General features: G+C 40.6%; 19 protein-coding genes and 1 tRNA gene. 2 read left to right on the top strand and 18 right to left on the bottom strand.

From position 1 onward, the window contains the following. Positions 1 to 24: 24 nt before the first annotated feature. The 13 genes from ruvA to MTBBW1_RS10160 form a co-directional block, all read right to left on the bottom strand. Entirely contained in the window at positions 25 to 810 is a 786-nt protein-coding gene (gene ruvA / locus MTBBW1_RS10220; RefSeq protein ID WP_080802914.1) for a Holliday junction branch migration protein RuvA, read from the bottom strand. Between the two features lie 262 nt (positions 811 to 1,072). Next, positions 1,073 to 1,597, bottom strand: a complete 525-nt coding sequence (locus MTBBW1_RS10215; RefSeq protein ID WP_245809335.1) for a crossover junction endodeoxyribonuclease RuvC — start codon at positions 1,595 to 1,597, stop codon at positions 1,073 to 1,075. Next, positions 1,569 to 2,507: a tol-pal system protein YbgF gene (gene ybgF, locus MTBBW1_RS10210; protein WP_245809334.1), complete on the bottom strand. Its 939-nt coding sequence runs from the start codon at positions 2,505 to 2,507 to the stop codon at positions 1,569 to 1,571. Before ybgF ends, MTBBW1_RS10215 begins: the two co-directional genes overlap by 29 nt. Positions 2,508 to 2,702: 195 nt before the next feature. After that, entirely contained in the window at positions 2,703 to 3,296 is a 594-nt protein-coding gene (pal, locus tag MTBBW1_RS10205; RefSeq protein WP_080802910.1) for a peptidoglycan-associated lipoprotein Pal, read from the bottom strand. 302 nt (positions 3,297 to 3,598) lie between these two features. Continuing rightward, positions 3,599 to 5,017, bottom strand: coding sequence for a Tol-Pal system beta propeller repeat protein TolB (tolB, locus tag MTBBW1_RS10200; RefSeq protein WP_245809333.1), 1,419 nt, complete (start codon positions 5,015 to 5,017; stop codon positions 3,599 to 3,601). Positions 5,018 to 5,384: 367 nt separating this feature from the next. Beyond that, positions 5,385 to 5,837, bottom strand: coding sequence for a cell envelope integrity protein TolA (tolA, locus tag MTBBW1_RS10195; RefSeq protein ID WP_080802908.1), 453 nt, complete (start codon positions 5,835 to 5,837; stop codon positions 5,385 to 5,387). 77 nt (positions 5,838 to 5,914) lie between these two features. Continuing rightward, positions 5,915 to 6,478 carry a hypothetical protein gene (locus MTBBW1_RS10190; RefSeq protein ID WP_139786731.1) on the bottom strand — a complete coding sequence of 188 codons (564 nt, stop codon included), beginning with the start codon at positions 6,476 to 6,478 and terminating at the stop codon, positions 5,915 to 5,917. Positions 6,479 to 6,502: 24 nt separating this feature from the next. After that, positions 6,503 to 6,913 carry a protein TolR gene (gene tolR, locus MTBBW1_RS10185; protein WP_080802902.1) on the bottom strand — a complete coding sequence of 137 codons (411 nt, stop codon included), beginning with the start codon at positions 6,911 to 6,913 and terminating at the stop codon, positions 6,503 to 6,505. A gap of 15 nt (positions 6,914 to 6,928) precedes the next feature. Next, positions 6,929 to 7,798, bottom strand: a complete 870-nt coding sequence (tolQ, locus tag MTBBW1_RS10180; RefSeq protein ID WP_080802899.1) for a protein TolQ — start codon at positions 7,796 to 7,798, stop codon at positions 6,929 to 6,931. 289 nt (positions 7,799 to 8,087) lie between these two features. Beyond that, positions 8,088 to 9,737: a chaperonin GroEL gene (gene groL / locus MTBBW1_RS10175; RefSeq protein ID WP_080802896.1), complete on the bottom strand. Its 1,650-nt coding sequence runs from the start codon at positions 9,735 to 9,737 to the stop codon at positions 8,088 to 8,090. A 214-nt stretch (positions 9,738 to 9,951) separates the two neighbouring features. After that, positions 9,952 to 10,239, bottom strand: a complete 288-nt coding sequence (gene groES / locus MTBBW1_RS10170) for a co-chaperone GroES (RefSeq protein ID WP_080802892.1) — start codon at positions 10,237 to 10,239, stop codon at positions 9,952 to 9,954. Between the two features lie 165 nt (positions 10,240 to 10,404). After that, the gene (locus MTBBW1_RS10165) at positions 10,405 to 10,701 is read right to left on the bottom strand and encodes an FmdB family zinc ribbon protein (RefSeq protein ID WP_080802889.1); all 297 of its coding nucleotides are present in this window, start codon (positions 10,699 to 10,701) and stop codon (positions 10,405 to 10,407) included. A 128-nt stretch (positions 10,702 to 10,829) separates the two neighbouring features. Then, positions 10,830 to 11,618, bottom strand: coding sequence for a hypothetical protein (locus MTBBW1_RS10160; protein WP_245809332.1), 789 nt, complete (start codon positions 11,616 to 11,618; stop codon positions 10,830 to 10,832). Positions 11,619 to 11,827: 209 nt separating this feature from the next. On the opposite strand from MTBBW1_RS10160, the gene MTBBW1_RS10155 reads away from it, so the two are divergent. Further along, positions 11,828 to 11,926 (top strand): 30S ribosomal protein bS22, encoded by a 99-nt coding sequence (locus tag MTBBW1_RS10155; RefSeq protein ID WP_080802886.1) that lies wholly within the window; start codon positions 11,828 to 11,830, stop codon positions 11,924 to 11,926. A gap of 195 nt (positions 11,927 to 12,121) precedes the next feature. Here the strand turns inward: MTBBW1_RS10155 and hflC are convergent, their stop codons facing one another. The 4 genes from hflC to mfd form a co-directional block, all read right to left on the bottom strand. Beyond that, the gene (gene hflC, locus MTBBW1_RS10150) at positions 12,122 to 13,075 is read right to left on the bottom strand and encodes a protease modulator HflC (protein WP_080802883.1); all 954 of its coding nucleotides are present in this window, start codon (positions 13,073 to 13,075) and stop codon (positions 12,122 to 12,124) included. Positions 13,076 to 13,256: 181 nt separating this feature from the next. After that, positions 13,257 to 14,147 (bottom strand): FtsH protease activity modulator HflK, encoded by an 891-nt coding sequence (hflK, locus tag MTBBW1_RS10145; RefSeq protein WP_245809331.1) that lies wholly within the window; start codon positions 14,145 to 14,147, stop codon positions 13,257 to 13,259. 4 nt (positions 14,148 to 14,151) lie between these two features. Continuing rightward, positions 14,152 to 14,355 (bottom strand): hypothetical protein, encoded by a 204-nt coding sequence (locus tag MTBBW1_RS10140; RefSeq protein WP_080802880.1) that lies wholly within the window; start codon positions 14,353 to 14,355, stop codon positions 14,152 to 14,154. 298 nt (positions 14,356 to 14,653) lie between these two features. Further along, positions 14,654 to 18,310, bottom strand: a complete 3,657-nt coding sequence (mfd, locus tag MTBBW1_RS10135) for a transcription-repair coupling factor (RefSeq protein ID WP_245809330.1) — start codon at positions 18,308 to 18,310, stop codon at positions 14,654 to 14,656. 55 nt (positions 18,311 to 18,365) lie between these two features. Here mfd and MTBBW1_RS10130 point away from each other — a divergent pair. Further along, positions 18,366 to 18,441: transfer RNA gene (locus MTBBW1_RS10130), tRNA-Thr, on the top strand. A 162-nt stretch (positions 18,442 to 18,603) separates the two neighbouring features. Here the strand turns inward: MTBBW1_RS10130 and MTBBW1_RS28295 are convergent. Beyond that, the coding region (locus MTBBW1_RS28295) for a hypothetical protein (RefSeq protein WP_186441199.1) at positions 18,604 to 18,975 on the bottom strand (372 nt) is incomplete at its 5' end.

The raw sequence follows: 18,975 nt of genomic DNA, 5'->3' as shown, positions 1-18,975 counted from the left end.
CCATTCTTTAAAAGAGAGGCTCTGTTATCTTAGCTTCAGCACTGCATCCAGAAGCTGCTCAGGTGTTTCAATGGCTGGATTTTTCTCAATTGCAATTGAGACCATTCTTCTTGCCACAGCCGACGTAAAGCCAAGCTGCTCCACAAGCACATCAACAACCTGCCCTCCAATGATTTTCCTGGTGGCGGGAATGACAGAAGAGGCAGTAGCTCCTTTATAAACAGTCCCTCCAAAAGAGGCATCATCAGAAGAAACCTCATGGTTATCCATGCTGCCTGTCACAAACCTTGAAACCTTACCATGAAGAGATGCAACAATTTTCTGTGCTGTTCTTTTGCCGATCCCTTTAAGGTGAGACAGAAAATCCACATCCTTGGACTCAATTGCTCTGGCTATATGCCCAACAGGTTTTTCCATGGCCTTTACAGCCTTAAGAGGCCCTATTGCATCTACAGAAATAAATAACTGAAAAAACTCTTTTTCATCCTCTGAATTAAAACCAATAAGCACAGGTTTTGGCTGCCTTTCAGTCTGGTAATAATAGATATGAAGAGCGATGAAAAAATTTGTCCCAGCAGAATTGCCTAATATTTGGACATCATCAGCTTTGCTGGATTGAGTGTTCCTGAAGTCAGTGTCAACAGAAACATTTTTGTCAATATTATTCCCTTGAGATACAGCTTCAAGCTCGGAACGAATTTTTTCAAGAACCACTACAGGAAGAAGTATCTCATAACCAAGTTGGCCTGCGAGAAGCAAAATACCGTCCTGGGCAACCTTGAGAACCTCACCTTGAATATATCCTATCATACAAATTTCCAGTAATTTTGACCAAATGCAACGTTAAAGAACCGGTAAACAGACATGATTGCGTATCAATCACCCCCAAGTATAAAAATGATAGTCATTTTGGCATCCTTCATATCATGCAGAAAGTACTTTACACTTTCCGGAACAGACTACCAGGAAAACTGGCATTGTGTTCAGGAAAGTGTATGACAAATGAAAGATGCCATCATTTTCACGGTAAAAATCCGATTTCAAGGATTTTTCAATCCTTAAGTTGTTGAAATTATTTCATAAAATTTTTGGAATATCTGAAAAAACCAGCTATGGCAAGGGCCAGTGCGTCTGAAGCATGAAAAGGACGTATGGGTTCAGGGTGATCAAGAAAACTGCGTACAGACTTTTCCACCTGATGCTTATCAGCACTGCCTGTGCCTGAAATAATTTTCTTAGCTTCTCTGACAGAGATTTCAGTAGTTGTCGCACCAGATTGGCAGGCAGCAAGCAAAAGCACACCTGTAACTTTACCAAGAGTTATACCTGAACCAGGGTATTTACCAAGGGAAAAGATATCTTCCAGAACCACAATATCAGGAGACTGCTCATTGAGAAATTTCAATGTTTCAGAGTAAATATGCTCAAGGCGTAAACATAGAGCATCATTGCTTGAAGTCTTTATGCTGCCAAATGCATATCCTGATATTCTTCTCAAACCATTACTGTGAATAAGCCCTACACCTGTACCTGCAAGTCCGGGATCTATCCCCACAACCTTTATTTTGCTACAAACTTTTGAGTTTTTCCTTTGCAAGTGCTGCTTCCTGGCTCTGGGGATATTTGTTTATAACATCCTCCAATATTAATCTGGCACTTTTTCTCTCACCAAGTGTTGCAAATGAGTAGCCCTGCTTAAGAAGAGCTGCAGGAACCTTATTACCCCTTGGGTACTCCTCTATCACCCTCTGGTATTCAAGAATAGCCTTTTCGTACCACTTATCCCTGTAATAGCTGTCTGCAATCCAGAAGCGTGCATTATCAGCATTTGATGATTTTGGAAACTTTTCAATAAAAAGCTCAAACTGTTTCCTTGCATCTTCGTTGGCACCCTGATCAAGAAGTGATTTTGCAGTCATGTAAAGTTTCTCTTCATCCATCCCTGACCCGTTGGTTGAAGTAGATGAAGCTTCTGTCTCCAACCCTGCAACATCTTCAGGCGGAGAAAGTCCAAGATGTTTCTCAAGCCTGGCAATACGCTTGTAATTATTTGAAACTGCACTGTCAAGACGGTCAAAATCAGAAGCAGGAAGAGCTGCGCCACCTTTTGCAAGTCGATACTCTGACTCTTCAATCTCTCCCTTCAAAAGGCGGATATCATTCTTGATACTCTCAATTGTTGCATTAATATCTGCATATTTCTGCTGCTGATTTTTCTGAACCCCTGCAACGCCCTCTTCAAGATTGACAAAATCAACCTTTAACCTGCTATCATACTCTTCTGTCTTCTCTTTCAACCTTCTATTAACTGCCTCAAGTGTAGCCACCCTGTTTTCAAGAAGGACAAATTCCTGGGTCTCAACACAACCTGTCAGCAAACATTGAAGGCAAAAAGCAGAAAGAAAAGCTGACAACCAAAAACGATACATCCTTCCGGAATTCCTGTTGCAAGAAGTTTTCCGGCTTATTAATCTACCTGCTACAAGCAATCCATTGCCTCCTTTCATGTCACAAGAGTTCCCCCCTCCCCAAACTACAAGGGAGGAGGGTATCTACCCGACACGGATTATAAACCCTACTGTGAAACCTAAAAAAAACACTTAGGAATCAGCACAAAATAAGGTACCCAATTAGAATTATCAAACGTCTGACCTGCAAAGGTCACCTGTTTTGAAATGGGCAAGATATTTAAGACTAATTCTTTAACGGATTATAAAATGTACACGTCTATTTTTTGCCCATGATGCTTCGTCATTGCCTCTCACCTGGGGCTTTTCTTCTCCGTAGCTTATTGTGCTCATGCGATTATCTGCAATGCCGAGATCCTGAAGGTAGTTTTTAGCAGAAATAGCTCTCTTTTCTCCAAGGGCAAGGTTGTACTCTGTTGTACCACGTTCATCACAATGTCCCTCAATCGTAACTGCGGCATAGGGATTTTCTGAAAGCCAGTCTGCTTTTTCCTTCAATGCCATACGGGCAATGGGTGTAAGCTCGGAACTGTCATAGTCAAAATAGATATCCTTATTTTCAAAAAGCTCTCTTGCAGCTTTTTTCTGAGCTGTTTCCCTATTTTTCAGCTCTTCATCCTTGAGACGCTGCTCTTCTATGGCGCTCTGCTGCCTTGCAAGCTCTTCTGCCTTCAATGCTGCGTCCCTGGCATCCTTCTCAGCCTGGGAAATTTCACTTCCATTTGATGATGGGTCACTTTGGATTGTCTTTTTGGCACATGAAAAGGTCAATACCACTGCTGCCATCATAATAAACAGACAAAATGCTTTAAATACTTGCTTTTTCATTTTTCCTCCTTAAAATTATTTTTTATTAGAAAGTCTCCATAACATACTGACATATAAAGACTTTCATACATCTTTATGATACCCTCACAATCATGAAGGTTTATTAGAAAGTCTCCATAACATGCTGATATATAACGGCTTTCATGTTTCGTTGTGATGCGTCAGCAAACATGGAGATTTTATATGAAAGTCTCCTTAACAGACTGTTTTAAAAACGACTTTCATCCCTTCGATTGTGGCGGTCATCAGCCATGTACGTTATTAGAAAGTTTCTCTATATCGTTATCATTCCTTAACGATCTTCATTCCCCTGCAACAGCCATCGACCATGCAGGATCAGTCTGAGCACCTTCAAATTCAAAAAGTATTCTCTGGTCTGTACCGTTTGAGGACATTACATATATTTTCGACACCCCCTGACGGGTGGAACTGAAAGCAATAAGACCACCGTCCGGAGACCATGTGGGACTCTCATTATCACCCCTACCTCTTGTTAACTGAAGAGGCTCCCCACCATCTGCATCAATGACATAAATATCTATCTCATTTTTAACAATACCAACATACGCAATCTTATCTCCTTCTGGAGACCAGGCAGGAGAAGTGTTGTAATTGCCTTTGAATGTTAAACGGGATACACTTCCTGTAGCCATATCACTGATAAAAATCTGGGGAGTACCAGATCTTCTTGAGACAAAAGCAAATTTTTTACCATCTGGCGAAAATGATGGAGAGACATCAATACCCCAGTTACGAGTAAGAGGGGGTTCCTTTATCTCACCGCTGCCAAGAACAAGATATATCTCCTGATCTCCGGAAAAACTCAAAGTTGCAGCCAGTGCAAAAGTATCCGGAACCCACTCGGGGGTTATATTCATACCTTTCCTATTAACTTTAGCAACATTTTTTTTATCTTTTAAAGAACGTATGTGGATATCAGGATTACCATCAGCATAGGAAGTATAGGCAAGGTAGTTTCCATCCGAAGACCATGCAGGGGAAATAGCGATATTTTTATCAAATGTTATTTGTTCAAGATTTTCACCGTCAAAATCACATGTAAAGATCTCCTTGTTTCCATCTACAACTGAAACAAAAGTAAACTTGCTACCAAAGACACCTCTTTTTCCTGTCAATGCAAGTGATATATCTGAACAAAAACGGTAAATCACCTTTCTGATATCATTCCGATACTTGATATTATAGGCCTTTGCAACAGGCATAGTCTCTTTGAATGTATCAAAAAGACGCAATTCCAGACGGATATTTCCATCATGCTCAACAACTCCGCCAGTTATCAGAAGTTCTGCACCAATGGAAGTCCAGTTTTTATATGTAATATCAGCTCCAGTAATTCCCTTTTCCGAAGGTTTATCCAAAAAGGCAAGGGGATCCATTATATTAAGGTAGCCTGTAAAACCAAGTGCCCTGGAAAGAATATCAACACTCTCTTTTCCAATGGATCGCTCCTCTTCATTGCCGGTCATTGGTCTGAACTCAGGAATTGCAATGGGGATTTTTTTTACAAGCGGATCATTTATATTAATATATGAATATTCAGCAGCAACTTGCAGGGGGTAACCAATCTCCCCTAAAATAAAAACAGCTATTAAAAAAACGGATACTTTTAATATTGCAAGTGAGTTCAAAATCATAAAACGGAAATTCTTTTCACGTTTTTGATAAACAGAATCTGAAGATAAATTAAAAATTTTACTCATTAGATATTACCTGCTTTACCGTGGAAATAGATACAAATTTCCGTGTTTAGTAGTTACTGAAGAATTGATTTTTAATAACTTGTCCATTCAGCTCACCCCCCAGTCACCTCTACGGACTTGCGAGGGGGAGTTTAGGTAAGTTCATTAAACCCTATTACAAAATGACATCCATGCCCGTTTATTATGTTCATGAGACAGTCTCCATAGCATACTGATATATAAAAACTTTAATGCATCTATATAAAGACTTTAATGCATCGTTGTTATGCCATCGCTATCATGAGGGTTTTATATGAAAGTCTCAATAAATAGATGTTTTTGAAACGACTTTCATCTCTTCGATTGTGGCTGTCATCAGCCATGTACGTTATTGCAATCCTGAAGGAGTAAAAATCAATCCTACATCATATGAAGAGTATCCAGGCGGAAGAGCTGATAAAGGATTGGATTTTTTTACAGCCTTAAGAGCAGATTCATCAAGATAGCTGTTACCAGAACGCGTTTCAAACCAGATATCCCTGATTTCGCCATTTCTCAGAATCTTAATAACAAGCCTGACCTCAAGGTTATTCTCTTTTCCTGCAAGCTTTTCATTAAAAACCCAGTTTTGACGTATCCTATACATAAGCTCAAGGTTATAAAGATCAATGGCCTGGGAAGATCCCGTTCCTCCCTTTGCACCGGAAACCCCTCCGCCGGATCCAGAAGAAGCCTGTTTTTGATTCTGTTGATCTGCAACCCTTTTTTTGACCCGTTCCAGGGCATCTGCAAGGGAGTCATCAGCTTTATCAGGTTTGTTTTCTGAAGTTTTTGCAGGCAACTTTTCAACAGAGGCTTCCTTTACACTGGCTTTTTTTTCAATCTTCTTTACCTTTTCCGCATCATAGGTCTTTTTCTTTAAAGAGGATTTTTTTTCTCCTGAACAGGAGGCTTATCCTTTTCTTTATCCTGAAGTGTTTCAGGAACTTTTTTTTCAGCTTCTTTTTTTTCTGGCATTACAGGCTCATCTTTTACAACTGGGGGGGCTTTTTCCTGAACAGGAGGCAAGGGAGTATCTTTTTTTTCAATAGTTTCAGGTGGTGGTATCTCTGAGTCTGCCACAGTCTCCACTTCGGAAGCCATAACAGAATCAACCTCGGGAATATTGTTGGACAAGTCATCAGGCAAGTCATTATTTTTCAGAGATGATTGACTCTCTTCAGATTGCAATGATTCCTCATGCTCCTCAGCCAAAGGAACCACATCGGAAATCCCTGGTGAAAACGAGACAAGATCCACCCTTACAGCAGGAGGCAAAGTATTAACAACACTCAGATTCTGGGCAAAAATCATGGTAATAAGAAGAATACCATGCATAAAAATGGAAAAAAAATAGAACACAAAACCCGAAGCCACCGAAGTGTCATCCATTGAAGCTAAGGTATCGCGATGAGAGATGAGTTTGTCTGCCGTATTGTTCATGGATTAGTCCGCAGCTAAAGCTTTTCACATATTTTCTTCAGGAAGTGTAATCATGCCAAGGGATGTGACTCCGGCTGCTTTAACCTTTGCCATTACAGAAACAACAACTCCATAGGGAATATCCTTGTCTGCACGAAGATAGAGATCCCTGCTTTCAATATTTTCAAGGATTTTCTGTAGTTTTTCAGTCAAAAAACCAATATCTATCACCTGATCATTTATATATACCTGACCATCCTTTTTAATTGATATAACAAGGTGATTCTCTTCAGCTTTCAGGGGAGCTGAAGAAGCCTTTGGAAGATTGACATCCACACCCTGTACCATCATTGGTGCAGCCACCATGAAAATAATAAGCAGGACAAGCATTACATCCACAAAGGGCGTAACATTTATCTCTGACATTAAAGGATCACTTCCTCCGCCAATCTGCATTATATGCCCCCTGTTTCATGTACGTACCCTTTGACTAAGGGTCTTATCGTTAATATTACTGTCGCCGGTTAAAGGAGTCTTTCTGATGATTCTTCCGGAGCTGTTTCCTCTAATGCTGCTGGAAGCAGTTCCAGCATCACTTGTAGAAGCAGTAACAGAGCTGCTGTTTATGTTGTTTTTCTGGAGATCACGTTCAATAATATTGAGCAGATCAGCCACAAAACTTTGAAGTTCAGAATCAAGCACCCTTATCCTGTCAGTAAAGTAGTTGTATGCCATTACAGATGGAATAGCAACTGCAAGGCCGGCAGCAGTTGCAACCAGAGCCTCCGAAATACCAGGCGCCACAACAGCAAGACTTGCCGATTTGCTCATACCTATTCCATGAAAAGTATTCATTATCCCCCATACTGTTCCAAAAAGGCCAATAAATGGGGCAGTGTTCCCTGCAGTTGCAAGAAAGGGAACCAGTTGACTCAATCGCCTTATTTCAACATTGATGGATCTTCTGAGCGCCCTTTGGACACTGCTCATGATATTATACGAAGGCATCATCATCCCATCTGTCTTACCCCTTGTATCAGAAGCTCCAGTGGAAGTCTGTTCATATTTTTTTATCTCCATATAACCTGTAATAAATACCCTGGCCACCGGACTTGTCCTTAATATTTTGGCCTTTGCAAAGGCATCTGCAAGATTGCGGCACTGCCAGAAAATATCCGTAAAATCCACAGAATCCCTGTAAGCCCTGCGAATATAACGATACTTGATAAAAACAATTGCCCACGATGTAATGGAAAAAAAGAGAAGCAGCAGCAGCACCGCTTTTACAACAGGACCTGCGTTCATTAACATATGAAATAAATCGGTTGTTTCCGGATTCATTTAAAACAAACTCCAAGAATAATTATAAAAGTTTTCATCAAAGTTGAATTAAAGATCAACAAATTAACAGCAACAATGCTATATGAGCAGAGGTTTCATGTCAAGTACTGCATGATACTCTTCTGAATTTCCAGCATCTTGTAACAACTTTCTGAAAAACAAATTTGCAATGGGTGTGTACTCTTAAAAAAAGAAAAGCCCCTGCACATCACAATAATGTACAGGGGCTTTATACTACAATGCAATCAAATGATCAAACTTTGATTCAGATATCCTGCATTCAGGGTGCTTACATCATACCGCCCATGCCACCCATGCCACCCATGCCACCACCTGGCATTCCACCGGCAGCACCGCCTGAATCCTTCTCAGGTTTTTCAGCAATCATGGCTTCAGTTGTAAGCATTACAGAGGCAACACTTGCTGCATTCTGGAGTGCAAAACGAACCACTTTTTTGGGATCAATAACACCAGCTTCAATAAGATCTTCATAGACATCAGTTCTTGCATTGTAACCAAATGCGCCTTGTCCCTCTTTTACCTTATTGATAACAACTGAGCCTTCAACACCTGCGTTATTGGCAATCTGACGCAGTGGCTCTTCAATGGCGCGTGCCACAACCTTGATACCAAGAAGCTCTTCGGCATCACCCTCAAGTGAAGAAAGAGCAGCAATTGAACGAACCAGAGCAACACCGCCTCCTGGGACAACACCCTCTTCAACAGCAGCTCTTGTGGCATTAAGAGCATCTTCCACACGGGCTTTTTTCTCTTTCATCTCTGTTTCAGTTGCAGCACCTACACTTATAACAGCAACACCACCGATCAGTTTTGCAAGTCTTTCCTGAAGTTTTTCTCTGTCATAATCAGATGAAGTCTCTTCAATCTGAGCACGAATCATCTTTACACGACCCTCAAGAGCTTCCCTGGAACCAGCGCCATCAATAATTGTAGTATTATCTTTGTCAACAACGATGGATTTAGCCTGGCCAAGATCGTTGATGCCTACATTTTCAAGTTTAAGGCCAACATCTTCAGATACAACCTGACCGCCTGTAAGAATGGCGATATCTTCAAGCATTGCCTTTCTTCTGTCACCAAAGCCGGGAGCTTTTACAGCAGCAACATTCAGGGTTCCGCGAATCTTGTTTACAACAAGAGTGGCAAGGGCTTCACCCTCAATGTCTTCTGCGATGATAACAAGAGGTTTACCCATTTTTGCAACAGCTTCAAGAACAGGGAGCATATCTTTCATGCTGCTGATTTTTTTATCACATATAAGAACAAAGGGATTATCAAGTTCTGCAACCATCTTTTCGGCATTGGTTGCAAAATATGGAGAGAGATATCCACGATCAAACTGCATACCCTCAACTACATCAAGGGTGGTCTCCATGGATTTTGCTTCTTCAACAGTGATTACACCCTCTTTACCAACCTTGCCCATGGCTTCAGCAATAATATTACCGATGGTCTCGTCGCTGTTAGCTGAAATTGTACCGATCTGAGCAATTTCCTTCTGATCTTTGGTGGGTTTGCTCATGGCTTCAAGCTCGGAAACTACCTTTGCAACTGCCATGTCAATGCCCCTTTTAATACCCATGGGATTGTTGCCGGCAACAACAAGTTTCTGGCCCTCTTCATAGATGGCACGAGCAAGAACTGTTGCAGTGGTTGTACCGTCTCCGGCCATATCACTTGTCTTGCTTGAAACTTCTTTAACCATCTGGGCGCCCATATTCTCAAATTTATCTTCAAGATCAATCTCTTTGGCAACAGTTACACCATCTTTTGTAACATTTGGCGAACCCCAGGATTTCTCAATTACAACATTTCTTCCTTTGGGTCCAAGGGTTACAACAACAGCATCTGCAAGAGTCCGAACACCTTTTAGCATTGCCTCGCGGGCTTTTGCATCATATTTAATCTCTTTAGCCATTTTTACGGGCCTCCATATCTTCTATTTTAATTCAATACTTTCTTATCATTATATTTGATAAACCTGTAAAAAATCCGATATCATCAACTTTTCATCGGTAAACCGCTGAAGTTATTTAAACCGCTGAAGTTATTAACAGCAAATTTAGTTTTTTGGATTTTTTACAAGAAGACCATATTCAACTGGTTCTGCAATATTGTTCAACAACTTCTAATTATTCAACAACACCAAGAACATCATCCTGACGCATGATCAGATAATCATTTCCATCTATCTTAACATCTGTTCCGCCATATTTGCTGAAAAGAATTCTGTCACCCACTTTAAGTTCCATGGGTACAAGGGAACCGTCATCACCAACACGTCCATTACCAACTGCAACAACCTTACCTTCAGCAGGTTTCTCTTTTGCAGTGTCAGGAATAATGATTCCGCCTTTTGTTTTTGAAGTCTCTTCAACTCTCTCAACCAGAATTCTGTCCTGTAAAGGTCTCAAACTCATGTTTTTACTCTCCTTTAAGTTTTTTCTGTTAAATGCTAATTAAAAATCTATTTCTATTATTTTTAGATATAAATATCCTGAACACTTCATTCAATTGCGGATTAAACACACCACTTGATGAGCGTTTAATGGTTTTCAGCCGTTTTTAAATTGAGAAATTCAGGACTATTTTGCTTGGTCTTTGGAAGATGGGCAGGAATTGCCGCATGTTGACCCAGAACAAGAACTTTCCGTTTTCTTTTCAGTCTTGTTATCAGTTGAGGAGCTTCCACCTTTGGAAACAGATCCTCCATAATCGGTCACATACCATCCGGAACCTTTTAATTGAAATGAACTATGGGAAACAATCTTGTTAAGTTTACCCTGACACTTAGAGCAAATCTCAAGTGGGGCATCTGAAATTTTCTGGAATGCTTCATCTACATTTCCACATACGGTACATTCATACTCATAAATCGGCATTTTTATCTGTTCTCCATTTTTTCGGGAAATTCATCCATTTCAAAATCAAGGATAAAATAGTCAGTCTTTAACCCTTGTCAAGGATTTATCAATTAAAATTTTTTAATTTCCTCTTCAACTCATTTTTTTTAATAACTATCAGATTTTACTATCCATTTATTAAAAAACAACAAAACATTTTCCATACCTGACACTGAAATTTTCTTAAGTATCTCCAGGCATATGGCATGAACTTTACGCTCCTCTTCCATGGCACAATCAGCCTCCGAAGCCATTGCGTAAATCTGTTTAAAGGTGGCAAATCTCACAATATGAACAAGTTCATGAACCGTTATATAAATCAAAAAAGGCAGAAAGGTTAAATGCAAATCACTGACTTGACTTACAGATAAATTACTACCCTTTTCCGGCCAATGAAGCTCCGGAAGTGTCAATATGGCATGATCCTGAAAACAGACCTTGTAATAGTCAATAACCTTTGCAATGCCACCTTTTGACTCTCTTCCTCTGTACCCAAGAACCTGGGCAAACGGGCCATATACTATTTCATGCTCCTGAAGATCCTTTGCTGTTTTGATATCATATCTGCTGCTAAGCCATAATGTCGAAGATATTTTATAATAATCATTCACAAGCTCTTCAGCTATCAGCACTGCTTCATCTAATATTTTAAGTTCATTGATATTAAAATAAAGAGGTGTTCCTGATAAAAAACGATCTTCCCTTTCCACTTTGCTTCTACCCATAATAGGCAAACCTGCTGTTTGTAAAAGGCTTGATTCTCTTTTTTGTAAAACTTCATCTCTTTTTTGCAACACTTCATCTCTTTTTTGTAAAACTTCAGTGTTTTCAATATCAAAGCAGCTTGGGGGGAACGAAGAGACCTCATTACTATTTAAAGTTGCTATTTTCTTCACGTCAAATCAACTCCGCATATATAATGATGCATTTTTCACAATAAACAGGCATGATTGATTACGTATCAATCACCCCCAAATATAAAAATAATAGTCATTTTCACGGTAAATAAAAATGATAGACACATAGTAATGATTTATGATATAGCTATTGGATTAATCCTGTCATTTACAATACATTATTCAAACATAATAAAGGAGGTGATATTTTGGGCAGTGTTATTAAAAAGAGAAGAAAAAAAATGCGTAAGCATAAACATAGAAAACTCCTTGCAAAAACAAGGCATCAGAGACGCAAGGGCAAATAAGGGATAAAGATGTCCATCGTTTTTATCAAATCAGAGGCCATGCATGAAATCAACATGCATGGCCTTTTTTAGTTTATAGAACGCAAACCCTGATGAGCCTTGTAAAAGATGAGCCTGTTAAAAGTCTGATTTTGGGAATTATAGAGATGCTACAGACAAGTGTTGCAAAAAGATACCTCTATTGAGAAGCTATCTCTACTTCTGCTTGATCCCTTTAAAATATTTCATAAAATCCGAATCGGTTGAGAGTACAAGGCTACTACTTTTATCAAGGGTTGACTTGTAAACCTCAAGTGTCTTCAGGAAAGAATAGAACTCTGGATCAGCTCCGTAGGAAGCGGCATAGATGGCAGTTGCCTCTGCATCGGCCTTACCCTTGATCTCCTCGGCAGCTTTGTATGCCTCCGACTTTATCCTTTGGAGATCCTTTTCCTTATCACCACGAATATTGCTTGCTTCACCCTTCCCTTCTGCCCTGAACTTCTCAGCTATCTGACTTCTTTCTGCAATCATTCTGCCATAAACAGCATCCCGAACTTTCTCGACATAATTGATACGCTTGATTTTAACATCCACAAGCTCAATACCAAACGGTTTCAATTTAGGTTGTGCCTGGGCCATTATCCTTTTGGTGATCTCACTTCTTCCCACCTTGATTCGATACTGGGAATATATAGTCCCTTCGGCCTTGTCGCTATCACCTATACCTTCAAATGTATCCATCGGCCTGTCACTGTTTCTGACACTCTCCACAAGTCTGAACGAAGTGAGAAAGTTACGCATTGCAGGATCAATGATATCGTCGAGTCGCCCCAGAGCACTGACCATATTGTTGACTGTCTGAAAATACTTTACAGGATCAACAATTTTCCACCGTGCAAAGGTATCCACCCATATAAAGGTTTTATCCTTGGTGGGAACCTGTCCAGGATCACCATCCCACTCCTGAAGGTTCTTGGGAAAATAGTTAGCTTTCTGTATAAAAGGCACCTTAAATTTCAGCCCTGGTGTCTTCACCGGCTCCCCTACTGCCTTACCAAATTGAGTTATAACAACCTGCTCTGTTTCATCAACTATATAAGCAGATGCAAAAAGAATAAATCCTGTCAGAACAAGCCCAACAAGTATCAACGGTTTATATTTGTTCATATAGTCCCTCCTGAACACATCTTGTTTTTCACAAAAATGGATATCGTATGAGAAAAAGGGCATCCTTCATTGCCCATTTTACACTTTTCTGAAGCATATTCACTTTTTTCAGAGAACTTTGCAGAAAAAGTGCAAAATATTTATGAGATTATATCAAAGATGCCGGAAAAAACATATTGAATCACTTTAAAGCTCCGTTATCCTTGAGATTTCCTCCTGACATCGGCAGAGAAGGGGATGCATCCCCAAGATTCAGAAGAGGCAAAAGATTTTTTTGCTCGGAATCCACAATATACTTTTTACCCATATTCGGTATTATCTGGGACATTGCCTCAAGATACAACCGCTTTTCCGTAACATCACTGGCCTTTGCATATTCAGTATAAACTGATGTAAATCTTGCAGCATCACCCAGGGCACGGTTGACCCTATCAAGTGCATAACCTTCAGCATCCTTGATGACCCTCATTGCCTCACCCTTTGCAGCAGGAATGGCCTTGTTATACTCTTCCCTGGCCTTGTATATCAACTGCTCTTTCTCCTGGACAGCCTCATTTACCTCATTAAAAGAAGGCTGAACAGGCTCGGGCACATTAGTTTTTTGCATTTCTATGGTAACTATGGTAATACCAGTTTCTGCCTGATCAATCTCTGCCTGAAGGCGCTCCCTTGCAGCAACTGCAATCTCTTCACGCTTTGAAATAACCTCGTTAATACTTCTGTCTCCAACTACAGTACGCATGGTGGCCTCTGCCATGTCACGAAGAATGGAATTTACATCCTTGACTTTGAAAAGATAGTTATATGGATCAGAGATGCGATACTGCACAATCCATGGCACAACGGCAACGTTTAAATCACCTGTCAGCATCAAAGCAACTCCCATATCAGCGTTTTCACTTGTAAAGCGGGAGTTATCAAAGGATTTGTTTAGTGTCTGAAAACCAAACTCTTCCTTATAAACACGCTTGATTTTAACTTTAGTAACCTTCTCGATACCAGCCGGAAATTTAAAGTTCAACCCGGGCTGGCATATTCTACTGTATTTTCCAAATCTCTGGATAACCCCCACTTCATCAATATCCACTGTAAAAAAAATTGAGGTTCCAAAAAAAGAAAAAAAGCACCACAAGCATCAGAAGTCCACCAGGGAACTTGAAATCCCTGAACCTTGAAACAACTTCATCAAACTGTGGTGGTCTGGGAATACCGCCTTCATTATTACGTCTTTTTTCGTACTGCTCCTGCTTATCTCTGAGCTTGTCCCAATCCCAGTTCATAAAATACTTTCCTGTTTTCTAATTAGGTTTAATAAAAAAAACAATCCGGTTCCGAAAATCGACATCCTTCATATCTTGCTTTTACAGGAGATAAAAAGGAAATTCCTATACTATGAACTTAGCGCCCTTCGGGCGGGCTTTTCCATAACCACTTGCTTTTGCAGGAGATAAAATGGAAATTCCTATACTATCAAGTTAGCTGATGGCTGCCTTGACGGTTCAGTCCGGATTTATCAACACACTTATCAACTGAGTAAAGTAACATGAATGGGAAGCAAATTCAACAATACCATTATTTTTATCCATTCACCATTGAGGCTATCTCCTTTAATATCTTTTTTCCCTCCACAAGAGCCTTTGAAATCTTTTTATTTCTCGGCCACAAATTAATTTTAATGGCATTTTCAGAAGTATATTCGCACTCCCAACTCTGAAAAAAGCTTTGCACACCCTTTATTGAAGATAAATCCTTTTTATTGGCGTTAAATGTTCCTGCAATCCTCAAAGGGCGCTTCTGGTGAATCTCAGAAAAGACAAAATGAATAGTCACAGGAGTAATATCCATCTTTTTCACCCCTGCTTTTACACCAAGGACACGAAGCATTATCTTTAAAAGCATGTTCATCCCGGCCTCGGGAAGTTTACCAAAACGATCAACAAGCTCATCCTGCATAGCTGCAATTTCAGAAAGCTCTGTCATCTGGGACAAACGCCTGTAAATGGTAAGACGCTGCTCAATTGACTGAACGTAATCTTCCGGAATATGGGCGGACATCGTAACATTGATCTCAGGCTCCAGGGATGGTACAACAGGCTCGCCTTTAAGGTCTGCTATTGCTTCATCAAGAAGCTTTAGGAACATGTCATAACCCACAGCCGCTATGTGACCCGACTGGGAAGCACCAAGTGCAGAACCTGACCCTCTTATCTGTAAGTCCTTCATTGCAATCTGAAACCCAGAGCCAAGATCCCTATGCTCCATGAGAGCTGCAAGCCTCTTTCTGGCATCCCGTGTGAGCCTGTTTTCGTCAGGAACAAAAAGATAAGCATATGCCTTTTCATCCCCTCTTCCGATTCTGCCCCTGAGCTGATATATCTGGGAAAGGCCAAATCTGTCTGCCTTGTTGATGATCATTGTATTGGCAGAAGGAATATCAAGCCCTGACTCAACAATGGTTGTGCATACCAGCATATCAATCTCCCGATTGACAAATTGAAGCATCACCTTTTCAAGCTCTGATTCTGTCAGGCGGCCATGTGCAACACTCACTTTAAGCTTTGGTACAAGCCTTTTAATCCTTTCAGCCATGGATTCTATTGTGGCAATATCATTATGAACAAAAAATATCTGCCCTCCCCTTGCCATCTCCTTTTTAATGGCATCGGCGGCAATGGAGTCATCATACCTTGAAATATACGAAACAATGGCCTGACGATCCTCCGGTGGTGTTGCAATTACACTTATATCCCTCATACCGGTAAGGGACATGTGCAATGTTCTTGGTATGGGTGTGGCAGTGAGTGCAAGAACATCCACATTGCTTCTTTTCTGCTTTAAAGCCTCCTTGTGTTTTACACCAAAACGCTGCTCCTCATCAATTACAAGAAGCCCAAGGGATTTAAAGACAACATCTTTTTGCAGCAGTCTGTGGGTTCCTATTACAATATCCACCCCTCCTTCAGCCATGCCTTTAAGAATGCGGCCCTGCTCCTTGCGGCTTCTGAACCTCGAAAGGGATTCAATGGTCACAGGCCACCCTTTAAAACGCTCCCGAAATGTATGGAGATGCTGCTCTGCAAGAATTGTGGTTGGGACAACCACAGCAACTTGACAACCGTCATTTACAGCCTTGAAAGATGCACGAATGGCAACCTCTGTCTTGCCATATCCCACATCTCCACATACCAGTCGATCCATGGGAGATTCTGATTCCATATCAGACAGGACATCTTCAATGGCCTTAAGCTGATCAGGGGTCTCATCATATGGAAAAGATGCCTTAAACTCTTCATAATATCCGTCACAGGGGGCAAAGGCATGGCCTTTTCTTACACGCCTCTCTGCATAGAGTTTCAATAACTCCCCTGCCATCTTTTCAACCTCTTTTTTGGCTTTTGCTCTGGCATTGCTCCAGGTTTTACCGCCAATTTTATCAAGAAGAGGTGTATAACCTTCAACTCCAACGTACTTTTCAACCATCTCCATGCGGTCAACAGGAAGATAAAGCCTGTCATCATCTCTGAAGGTAATCTGTATGAAATCTCCAGACATGGCATCCAATGTTATTGTTTCAAGACCATCATAACGTCCAAGACCATGTTCAATATGTACAACAATATCACCCTCTTTAAGCTCTTCAGGGGTGATGAATCTGTTTTTTACCCTTGATTCTCCTTTAACTCTTCTTGAAGCAACCTTTTTTCCTGAACCAAAGATCTCCTGATCCGTCACAATGGCAAGAGAACTTTCAAGGCTCTCAAAACCTGATGAAAGGTTACCCACCATGGAGTATATACCAGGGGAAAGATCTTCACACTTATTGCACGGCAAAGGTTCTATTCCGTAGGGCTGCAAAAGTGAGTTCAGCCGCCCTGCCTGGGCAATGGTGCTGCATACTGCCACAGCAGACATACCAAGGGACTCCTTATCCATTAACCACCTTGCAAAAGGCTCAAGAAGGTGTTCATGAACTTCTGACGACTTTTCATGCCTTAAACCATGGCGCAGAGTCGAAGAGAGTTCCATGTTCTCTTTAAAGTCAAAGTTAAGCTGCAAAATGCCACTATTTGAAGAGATATCCCCCTGACTGTGCAGTACAATATCCCTAAAACAGACACTTATGCCCTTTGCTTCTCTTTTAAACAGTAGATCATCCCACGCCATATAGATCGTTTCTGCAGCAACACAGAGTTTCTGTTCACGTCTTGCTGTTTCATAATTATTAACAGCCTGTTCCAAAAAAACTGAAGCAGCATTTTCAATGTCATCGGGGCTGTCCATTAAAAAAAGTGTGTTATCAGGCAGGTAGTCAACCAGGGAGTCAAGTTCCTTATATACTATGGAAAGCATGCTCTCAATACCAGGAAATCTGCCATCTTCCCTTAGCCTTTCTAAGTATTCATTGATTTTGACACCATCAAGGCCAGACTCATTTCCGGCATCAATTAGGCGTGCAAGAACATCGTTAAGTCCCTGTTTTTCCAGAACCATCTCTCCTGGAGGAATTATAACAGCCTCTTCAATCTCATCAATACCCCTCTGGGTTACAGGAGAAAATGTTCGCAAAGACTCCACATAATCCCCAAAAAGCTCTATACGGACGGGATTTTCAAAATTAGGAGAAAAAATATCCAAAGTCCCCCCGCGGACAGCATAATCGCCAGGCTCCTCCACAAGGGATGTTCTCATATACCCACCTGCATTGAGGCGCGCCACAAGAAGATCTCTGTCAATCTCCTCTCCGTTGATGACAATTTCAGCAGATCTGCTTAAAACATCCTTTGGGATGGTCTTCTGAAGAAGTGTATCCACTGTTGTAACAACAAAGCTGTGACCTGAAAGTTCAAGAAGTCTGTAAAGTATCCCCATTCGTGTGGCTGCTGTCTTTGCATGATATGATAGGGATTTATATGCCTGTATATGGTAACCTGGAAAATAAAAAATCTCATCATTCAGCTCAGGCATGAAAAAACGAAGATCATCCATAAACCTCATGGCACCTTTGTGATCAGGAAAAACCGCAAGAATGCTTCCTGAACCATTCATCTGCCTGAAGATATTTGCCGCCACATATGCCCTTGCCGATTTATGGCAGCCGGTCAACTCTATTTGTGTCAACTTTTCACCGGTAAAGCCATATTGCGCCATATCGCCCTTACCATCAAAGTGTTGACCATGATTCTGATCATAATATTTTGTTGTGTTTTTTATGATATTAAAGAAATTTTTCAGCATTTTTTTCTTGATTTTCTATGCAATAAGAATTAATTGTAAGCAACTTTTTCAAAAGGCCGGCGTAACTCAGTTGGTAGAGTAGCTGATTCGTAATCAGCAAGCCAGCGGTTCGACTCCGCTCGTCGGCTCCAGTAAATTCAATAGGTTACAGTCAATAGGCTGTAACCTTTTTTTATTTAAATGCATTCTTTGCCCATTCTTTGCCCACTTTTAAAGTGACAGTGAATGATAAAAAAGGCTGCTTCCATCTCTGGAAAAACAACCTTTTATCATAATTCTATTTTTTTAGGGAATTATTTCTTCTTCATTCTCTCCCTACCCCGCACAATCTGATCTGAAAAATCTTTGGTATTCCATTTCCGGCCATTGTACAAAATTCCATTATCATTCATGAAGGCAATCCGCTTTTTGGAGCCACTTCTCCCAGGGAAGAGATCATTGACCATAAACATGATCTTGTCCCGAGTCTCGATATCAATGTTTTCTTTCTGATTATCTGTCAGTGAATTTATGATCTGTTGCAACTGACTATGTAGATCATTATTACTTTCATCAGGAAACAATGAACCATCAATTTCAGAATGCTTTATTTGCTGTTTTTCGGGGTTATCAACATGAACCTTTGTGTTGATATTCAATTCAGGTTCATTAAATTTTACCGAACT

It is taken from the genome of Desulfamplus magnetovallimortis (assembly GCF_900170035.1).
Taxonomy (GTDB): domain Bacteria; phylum Desulfobacterota; class Desulfobacteria; order Desulfobacterales; family Desulfobacteraceae; genus Desulfamplus; species Desulfamplus magnetovallimortis.
The sequence above is the reverse complement of the archived record's forward strand: the minus strand, read 5'-3'. Positions and strand labels throughout refer to the sequence as shown.

Bases quoted from the DNA above. Each gene is read 5' to 3' on its own strand.
- ruvA (WP_080802914.1), bottom strand. From the start codon at position 810: ATGATAGGATATATTCAAGGTGAGGTTCTCAAGGTTGCCCAGGACGGT.
- ybgF (WP_245809334.1), bottom strand. From the start codon at position 2,507: ATGAAAGGAGGCAATGGATTGCTTGTAGCAGGTAGATTAATAAGCCGG.
- pal (WP_080802910.1), bottom strand. From the start codon at position 3,296: ATGAAAAAGCAAGTATTTAAAGCATTTTGTCTGTTTATTATGATGGCA.
- tolB (WP_245809333.1), bottom strand. From the start codon at position 5,017: ATGAGTAAAATTTTTAATTTATCTTCAGATTCTGTTTATCAAAAACGT.
- MTBBW1_RS10190 (WP_139786731.1), bottom strand. From the start codon at position 6,478: ATGAACAATACGGCAGACAAACTCATCTCTCATCGCGATACCTTAGCT.
- tolR (WP_080802902.1), bottom strand. From the start codon at position 6,913: ATGCAGATTGGCGGAGGAAGTGATCCTTTAATGTCAGAGATAAATGTT.
- tolQ (WP_080802899.1), bottom strand. From the start codon at position 7,798: ATGAATCCGGAAACAACCGATTTATTTCATATGTTAATGAACGCAGGT.
- groL (WP_080802896.1), bottom strand. From the start codon at position 9,737: ATGGCTAAAGAGATTAAATATGATGCAAAAGCCCGCGAGGCAATGCTA.
- groES (WP_080802892.1), bottom strand. From the start codon at position 10,239: ATGAGTTTGAGACCTTTACAGGACAGAATTCTGGTTGAGAGAGTTGAA.
- MTBBW1_RS10165 (WP_080802889.1), bottom strand. From the start codon at position 10,701: ATGCCGATTTATGAGTATGAATGTACCGTATGTGGAAATGTAGATGAA.
- hflC (WP_080802883.1), bottom strand. From the start codon at position 13,075: ATGAACAAATATAAACCGTTGATACTTGTTGGGCTTGTTCTGACAGGA.
- MTBBW1_RS10140 (WP_080802880.1), bottom strand. From the start codon at position 14,355: ATGAACTGGGATTGGGACAAGCTCAGAGATAAGCAGGAGCAGTACGAA.
- mfd (WP_245809330.1), bottom strand. From the start codon at position 18,310: ATGCTGAAAAATTTCTTTAATATCATAAAAAACACAACAAAATATTAT.